The sequence below is a fragment of the Oceanobacter kriegii DSM 6294 genome, from assembly GCF_000422845.1.
Classification (GTDB): Bacteria; Pseudomonadota; Gammaproteobacteria; order Pseudomonadales; family Oceanobacteraceae; genus Oceanobacter; species Oceanobacter kriegii.
In genome coordinates this window covers 237,569-244,533 of sequence record NZ_AUGV01000007.1, presented here as the reverse complement: position 1 = coordinate 244,533, position 6,965 = coordinate 237,569, and the positions used below count along the sequence as shown (strand labels likewise).

The 6,965-nt window shown below is 55.3% G+C and carries 5 protein-coding genes and 1 pseudogene; 2 read left to right on the top strand and 4 right to left on the bottom strand.

Features of this window, described 5'->3' with window-relative positions:
• Positions 1 to 208: pseudogene (locus G516_RS24610) on the bottom strand (IS110 family transposase); the annotation flags it as partial.
• A 356-nt stretch (positions 209 to 564) separates the two neighbouring features.
• Here G516_RS24610 and rluF point away from each other — a divergent pair.
• Entirely contained in the window at positions 565 to 1,707 is a 1,143-nt protein-coding gene (gene rluF / locus G516_RS0106395; protein ID WP_028292954.1) for a 23S rRNA pseudouridine(2604) synthase RluF, read from the top strand.
• A 161-nt stretch (positions 1,708 to 1,868) separates the two neighbouring features.
• On the opposite strand, the gene dbpA is transcribed toward rluF, so the two are convergent.
• Positions 1,869 to 3,572 carry an ATP-dependent RNA helicase DbpA gene (gene dbpA / locus G516_RS0106390; RefSeq protein WP_084644906.1) on the bottom strand — a complete coding sequence of 568 codons (1,704 nt, stop codon included), beginning with the start codon at positions 3,570 to 3,572 and terminating at the stop codon, positions 1,869 to 1,871.
• Entirely contained in the window at positions 3,569 to 4,723 is a 1,155-nt protein-coding gene (trmA, locus tag G516_RS0106385) for a tRNA (uridine(54)-C5)-methyltransferase TrmA (RefSeq protein ID WP_036534873.1), read from the bottom strand. The genes dbpA and trmA overlap by 4 nt, the downstream gene beginning before the upstream one ends.
• 228 nt (positions 4,724 to 4,951) lie before the next feature.
• On the opposite strand from trmA, the gene G516_RS0106380 reads away from it, so the two are divergent.
• Positions 4,952 to 5,881, top strand: coding sequence for an acyl-CoA thioesterase (locus G516_RS0106380; protein ID WP_028292951.1), 930 nt, complete (start codon positions 4,952 to 4,954; stop codon positions 5,879 to 5,881).
• Between the two features lie 96 nt (positions 5,882 to 5,977).
• Here the strand turns inward: G516_RS0106380 and G516_RS21340 are convergent, their stop codons facing one another.
• The gene (locus G516_RS21340; protein WP_051219003.1) at positions 5,978 to 6,946 is read right to left on the bottom strand and encodes a peptidoglycan DD-metalloendopeptidase family protein; all 969 of its coding nucleotides are present in this window, start codon (positions 6,944 to 6,946) and stop codon (positions 5,978 to 5,980) included.
• Between the last annotated feature and the right edge of the window lie 19 nt (positions 6,947 to 6,965).

Sequence of the window (6,965 nt, the reverse complement as noted above, 5' to 3'; positions counted from 1 at the left end):
GTCCTAATGCTTTGATTGAGCGTCCCCAGTAGTGAGCTCCTGAGCAAGCTTCCATCGCGACCAGTGCAGTTGGTTGCTGCCGTAAGAAATCCAACAGCTGATGTCGCTTGAGCTTTTTGCTGATCAGCTTCTTTCCTGTTGAGCTATTTACATGAACCTGAAAAACCTGTTTGGCCAAATCAATGCCGATCGTATTAAGCTTGGTCATGTGACCCTCCCACTTACTCTGGATGCCGAATTGATGTAGGTGCAACTTCATCATGGCACATGCTTAGGGTGGGACGGGTCCATTTCATTTCCCGGCAGATCGTGTCCGTTGGGCGGATGTGTAGGATGTATTAGCCGAAGGCGTAATACATCGAAGAGCTGGCTTTATTTCCATTTTGCTGGCTGCTCAGCCAATAAGCCCATTCATGCTATGCTTCGCCTTTTTCGAAACGCCTGTCCGTTCCGCTGTGAGTCCCCATAGTTGCTGCTGTTGGGGGTAGTGATAAAACTGGCGTTTATGTGACGGCTAGTTGGCCATGCCAGCCTGGCCGGGAAGTACATTCTTTAAGGCTATCTATGGATTTCAATACGTCGACGCGCATCAATAAGTACATCAGCGAAAGCGGGCTGTGCTCCCGCCGCGATGCTGATCGCTATATTGAGCAGGGCAATGTGTTTATCAACGGCAAGCGCGCCGGTACTGGTGATCGTGTGTTGCCCGGCGATCTGGTGAAAGTGAACGGCCAGACCATTGAACCGAGAGATGCCGAAGACCTGATTTTTATCGCCCTTAACAAGCCGGTGGGCATTGTCAGTACCACTGAGTCGAGTGAGCCTGCCAACATCGTTGAGTTTGTGAAGCACGGCGCGCGTATTTTCCCGATTGGCCGTCTGGATAAGGATTCCCAGGGGCTGATTTTCCTGACCAACAACGGCGATTTGGTCAACAAGATTCTGCGAGCGGCCAACAACCACGAAAAGGAGTATCTGGTAACGGTGAACAAGCCGATTACCGATGCCTTTATCGAAGGCATGGGCAATGGTGTGCCGATTCTGGGTCAGATGACCAAGAAGTGTAAGGTCACCAAAGAGTCGACCTATGTGTTTAACATCACGCTGGTGCAAGGGCTGAATCGCCAGATTCGTCGTATGGCTGAACACTTTGGCTACGACGTGGTGAAGCTTGAGCGCACCCGCATCATGAATGTGTCACTGAAGGGGCTAGCGCTGGGTGACTGGCGCGACCTGACCCAGAAAGAAATCCAGACCATCGCCCAGCTGACGGCGGATTCAGATTCCGACGCCGGTGCACCGAATTCTTCGCAGAAGCCAAAGTACAAGAAGCCGAAAAGTGCTTCGGGTAATGCCAATTCTCCTTCTGGTCGCTTCGGCAAGCCAAAATCATCCGGCGGTCGTAGCGATGAACGTGGTGGCAGAGGCGAAGGCGGCAGTGGTGGTCGGGGCTCTGGCAACAAAAGCGGCCAGCGTTCCGGCAAGCCGGGCAGTGTTAAACCGGGCAGTTCATCCGGTAAGCCGTATCAGGGCAAGAACTCCAGCGGCTCAGGTAAGCCGGGCGCGGGTGGTAAGTCAGGTGGCGGCAAGGCTGGTGGTGGAAAAGCGGGCTTTGGCGGAAAGCCTTCAGGCAATGGTCGCGGTAGACCAGCGGGTGGGCGTGGAAAGCCTTCAGGCAAGCCAGCCGGTAAGGGCCGGGCGCGTTAAAATAAGCTGATTAGCTTGTGGTAGACGGCGCGCAGTACGCACCCTGCCTGGCTATCGGCTCCAAACCCGAAAACGATGATGGGCACGAGTGCCCATCCTATGCAGACATTTTGAAATCCGACCATAGGATGGTGCGCTTGCGCCCATCAATCGCAAATTGATCAGGCCTTGCGGGCGCGGATCGGTTTGCCTTTGATGCGGCCGTCTTTGATGTGTGCCATAGCGGCACGGAAGGCGGTGCGTTTTACCGCAACGTAACTCACCATATCCAACACGGCGATTTTGCCGACGTCAGAGCCAGCAATACCTTTTTCACCAGTCAGTGCACCCAACACGTCGCCCGGGCGGATTTTCTGCTTACGGCCGGCGCTGATGCAAATGGTTACCCATTCGGTCTCGAAGGCTTCCGGGGCTTCGGTGGTCAGTTCTTCCAGTGCCATACACGGGATTTCACGCTGCTGCTGTTCTTCCAGCGCGCGGCGTTTGTGGTCTTCCGCGTCCGTCAGGATGCTGATCGCCATGCCTTCTTTACCTGCGCGGCCGGTACGACCAATGCGGTGGGTGTACACCTCGTTGTCGCGTGGCAGTTCGACGTTGATGACGGCTGGCAGGTCGTCCACGTCGAGGCCGCGGGCAGCAACGTCGGTGGCAACCAGAAAGTGCATGGCGCCTTGTTTGAACACGTTCAGCACCAGATCACGGTCGCGCTGTTCCATATCACCGTGCAGGGCGCGGGCTTCAAAACCAAGCTTGTACAAATGATCGGCGACGTCTTCGGTGGACTGGCGGGTATGGCAGAACACCACCGCTTGCTGGAAATCATATTGGGCGATCACCCGTTCGAGGGCTTCCAGACGCTGGTGCTTGTCGCACAATACAAAGCGCTGGTCGATGCTGTTGCTGGTATGAACCGCTTCAACCTTGATGAATTCCGGCTGCTGCTGATAGCGGCTGCTCAGATGCTTGATGTTGTCCGGGAAGGTGGCCGAGAACAGCAGGGTCTGGCGATTCTCCGGCGTGCAGCCAATGATGAATTCGATGTCGTCTGCAAAGCCCATATCTAACATGCGATCGGCTTCGTCAAGCACCAGGGTTTCAACGGATTCCAGATCCAACGTGCCTTTACGCAGGTGGTCACGAATACGACCCGGCGTACCGACCACCACGTGAGCGCCGTGCTCCAGTGATCCAATTTGTGGGCCAATGGCCACGCCGCCGCTCAGCACCACAATCTTGATGTTGGCTTGATACTTGGCCAGCTTGCGCAGTTCATCAGCCACCTGGGTGGCCAATTCGCGGGTAGGGCACAGCACCAGCGACTGGGTGCCAAAGAAACGAGGCTTGAGCTTGTGCAGCAGCGGAATACCGAAGCTGGCGGTTTTACCAGAGCCGGTTTTCGCCTGTGCGACCAGGTCTTTGCCCGCCAAGGCCAGTGGCAGCGCCAGTTCCTGAATTTGGGTCAGTTGGGTGTAGCCCAGCTGGCTCAGGTTGTCGACGGCTGCGCCTGGCAGATCCAGTTTGGAGAACTGGTTGTCTTCACGGGCAACTTGCTTCACTTCGTTGTATTTCGGGAACTGCTGATCGGCCGATTTGCTCGCGCCTCCGGCTTTGCCCTGGCTTGCAGGCTTGCGTCCACCGGAGCGACGGTTCTGGGCTGCCTGGCCAGCAAGACGTGGGCCACGCGGCGCATCGTCTTCGTAAGGGCTGCGGTTGCGGTTGTCTGAGTTACGGCTACGACCGCTGGACTGTTGACCACCAGAACTGCGGCCGCCGGAACGGTTGTCTGATCCACCACGTTTGTTGTTGCGGCCCTTGTTTGAACCTGGCCCTTTTTTGCCTGGAGAGTCGCCCCACGGATTCGTCATGCTGTCACCTTACGGCGCAGGAATACGCCCGTTTCAATGTGGTGGGTGTACGGGAACTGGTCGAACAGCGCCAGTCGTACGATGTCGTGAGTTTCGGTCAGCACCTGCAGGTTGTTATGCAGTGTGTCCGGGTTGCACGAGATGTAAATGATGTTGTCGTAGCCTTGCACCTGCTTGACTGACTCGTCGTCGAGACCGGCGCGCGGTGGGTCGACCAGTACAGTGCGGAAATCGTAGCTGTTCAGGTCGATGTCTTTCAGGCGGGTGAAGGTGGCTTCGCCGCGCAGGGCCTGAACAAATTCTTCGCTGGAAAGCCGAGCGATGATCAGGTTGTCGACCTGGTTGTCGGCAATGTTTACCTGAGCGGCGTTGACCGAGGTTTTGGAAATTTCAGTCGCCATCACGCGGTCGAACTTGTTGGCCATCGCCACCGAGAAATTGCCGTTGCCGCAGTAGAGTTCCAGCAAGTCGCCACGCTCAGATCGCTCGCCGAGGTCGTCGGCACAGGCACGGGCCCAGCTCAGCATCTGCTGGTTCATTTCGCCGTTTGGTTGGGTGAAGCCGCCTTCAATCTGGCGGTAGCTGTATTGCTCGCCATCGACGTTCAGCACTTCGGTCACGTAGTCGCGTTGCAGCACCACTTTCTGTTTGCGGGAGCGGCCAATGATCGCCACTTCCGAGCCCATGGCGTCGGTCAGCTGCTTGCTCAGAGCACGAGCGGCCACTTCCCATTCTTCGTCCAGCTTTTTGTGGTAGATCATGGTGATCAGGGCGTCGCCAGACAAGGTGGTCAGGAACTCAACCTGGAACATTTTGCGGCGCAACAATTCAACCGCAGGATTGTCCTTGTTATGTAGCTCGTCGAGCAGCTGTTTCATCAATGTGTTGATGAGCTGGGAGGCAATTGGGAAATCCAGCACCTCCAGCGGCTTTTTACGATCTTCCGGATCGAACATGGCGTAAAAACAGCGGTCGCCGGAGTGCCACAGACGGAACTCAGCCCGCAAACGGAAGTGAGTAGGCGCGCTACCAAACGCTTGCAGCGCTGGTGGGCTAAACTCACTCATCAGGTCTGTGAGGTATTGACACTTTTGTTCCAGAAGTTCGGGATAGTGTTCTGGTTCAACACCATGTTGGTACAGATCTGACATAAAAGCGGGTAAGCTCGTGTGAAATAGTGAATGACAAGAGGTCACAGCTTAGCGCATGTGGCTTCGGGGCAAAAATCGGGTGGCGAATTATACGGTGCTGGGGCAGTTCCTCAAGTAAGTTTGGCCATCGGTTCTGTTCATACGGCACCTTGTGGTTGATCATCAGGTTCAGGCGTTGCCGATAAGAAAAACAACAAATAGAACAAGAAGACAGGAGCAGTAAAGCAGATGAGTGATGTACTCAACGAGCTGACCGGTTTATTGAACTTGAGCCCGCTGGGTGACAATCGTTTTCAGGGCGAATGTCGGGATTTGGGATTTCGGAGTTTGTTTGGAGGTCAGGTATTGGGGCAGTCGCTGTCTGCGGCGATGCAAACCCTGACCGATCTGGATGCCAATGTAGATTTCAATGCAGACGCCAATAGCAAAGCGACAACAAACGCCAGCGAACATGGCTGGTGGCCGCATTCCCTTCACGCGTATTTCTTACAGCCGGGTAATACCCGCGATCCATTATCGTTCGAAGTGACCCGCACTCGTGACGGTCGCAGCTTTGCCAATCGGCAGGTGCTGGTGTACCAAAATGGCAATGCAGTGATGTCGTTTATGTGTTCATTTCATCGCCACGAGCGCGGTTTCGAACATCAGGACATCATGCCTCAATCCAAGGGGCCGGAAGGGGTAGCGTCGCAGCTGGAGTTGGCTCGCCAGTGGCGGGATTGTTTCCCGGAGCGTTTGCAGCACATTTATACCGCCGACCAGCCGATTGAAATGCGGGTGGTCGATCCGGTGAATATTTTCCAGCCGGATGTTCGCGAACCTACCAAACACGCCTGGATGAAAGCCATTGCGCCGTTATCCGACGATGCTCGCGTCCATGCCACCCTGTTGGCCTATGCCAGCGATTTCAATTTGATCACAACGTCGTTGCAGCCTCATGGGGTGTCTGTGTATCAGCGTGAAATGCAGGTGGCGAGTCTGGATCACAGCATCTGGTTTCACCGTCCGTTCCGTATGGATGAATGGTTGCTGTACAGCATCGACAGCCCGAATGCGTCCGGTGGTCGCGGATTTTGCCGGGGCCAGATTTTTAACCAGCATGGTTTGTTGGTGGCATCGGTGGCGCAGGAAGGTTTGATTCGTCAGCGGGATCGGTAAACCGGGTTCTGTGCGTGAGGTCTGTCTATGCAGTTTGGTGCGCAGTGCGCACCCTGCTTGCGTGTAGGATGTGCATCGCGCTCCCAAAAAAGTGGGTTAGTTCTTCGCTGCGATCGGGCTGGGTAGCAATTCTGGTTTGATAAACAATTTCGGGTTTACCCGTGCGTTGTTGAGCGACACGGTCCAATGCAAATGTGGGCCGGTAACTCGTCCGGTGGCGCCGACCAGACCGATATGGTCGCCTTGTTTCACCACATCCCCTTCTTTTACATCAATTTGGCTCAGGTGGCAGAACATGGTCACCAGCCCCTGTCCGTGGTCAATGAGGACGGTGTTGCCGTTGAAATAGTAATCGCCGGTTTGAACCACCACGCCGTCAGACGGCGCGATGATTTCTGTGCCGGTGGCCGCTGCAATGTCGAGTCCAGTGTGCGGATTACGCTTTTCGCCATTAAAAAAACGCTGCAAACCAAACGGGCTGGAAAGCGGACCAATGACTGGCCAGATCATTGGCTGCCAGCTGTGGGTCGGGGAAGGGGTGAAGTCTTTAAAGACACCAATCATTTTGGTGGCTTCGCTGCCAATGCGGGTCAGGGCTTCCTGGCTGGGGTTTACGTGCTTGGCTTTAACTTGCAGGTGCTGTTCGCGATAGGTGTGTTTGCCAACGCTGAATGGGGTGGCAGTACCATTAATGTACAAGGTGCGGTTGCCGGGCTCTGAACGTAATTTGATGCCGACTACTGCCGTCCAGTGCTTACCTTCGGGGGTGTCTTTCGACAGCAGCATGACTCGTTGGTCGTTGTAGGTAACGCTTGGCTCTGCTGCGCTGACGCCAAGGTCAAACAGGGCAACACCACCTGGAATTCGATCTTGTTGCGGTGGTGTTTGTTGCTGAGGTGTTTGTTCTTGAGGTGTTTGTTGCTGAGGCGCCTGTGTTGGAGCGGCTGCGTTGGCGGAACTGGCAGCCCACAATACGGCGTAGGCGAAGGCCATTCCCGATGCAATGTTGAACCAGGATTTTGGATGAAACAGCTTGCGCAGTTTTCGGTTGGTGGACGGTGACACGATAACTCTCCTGAATGCT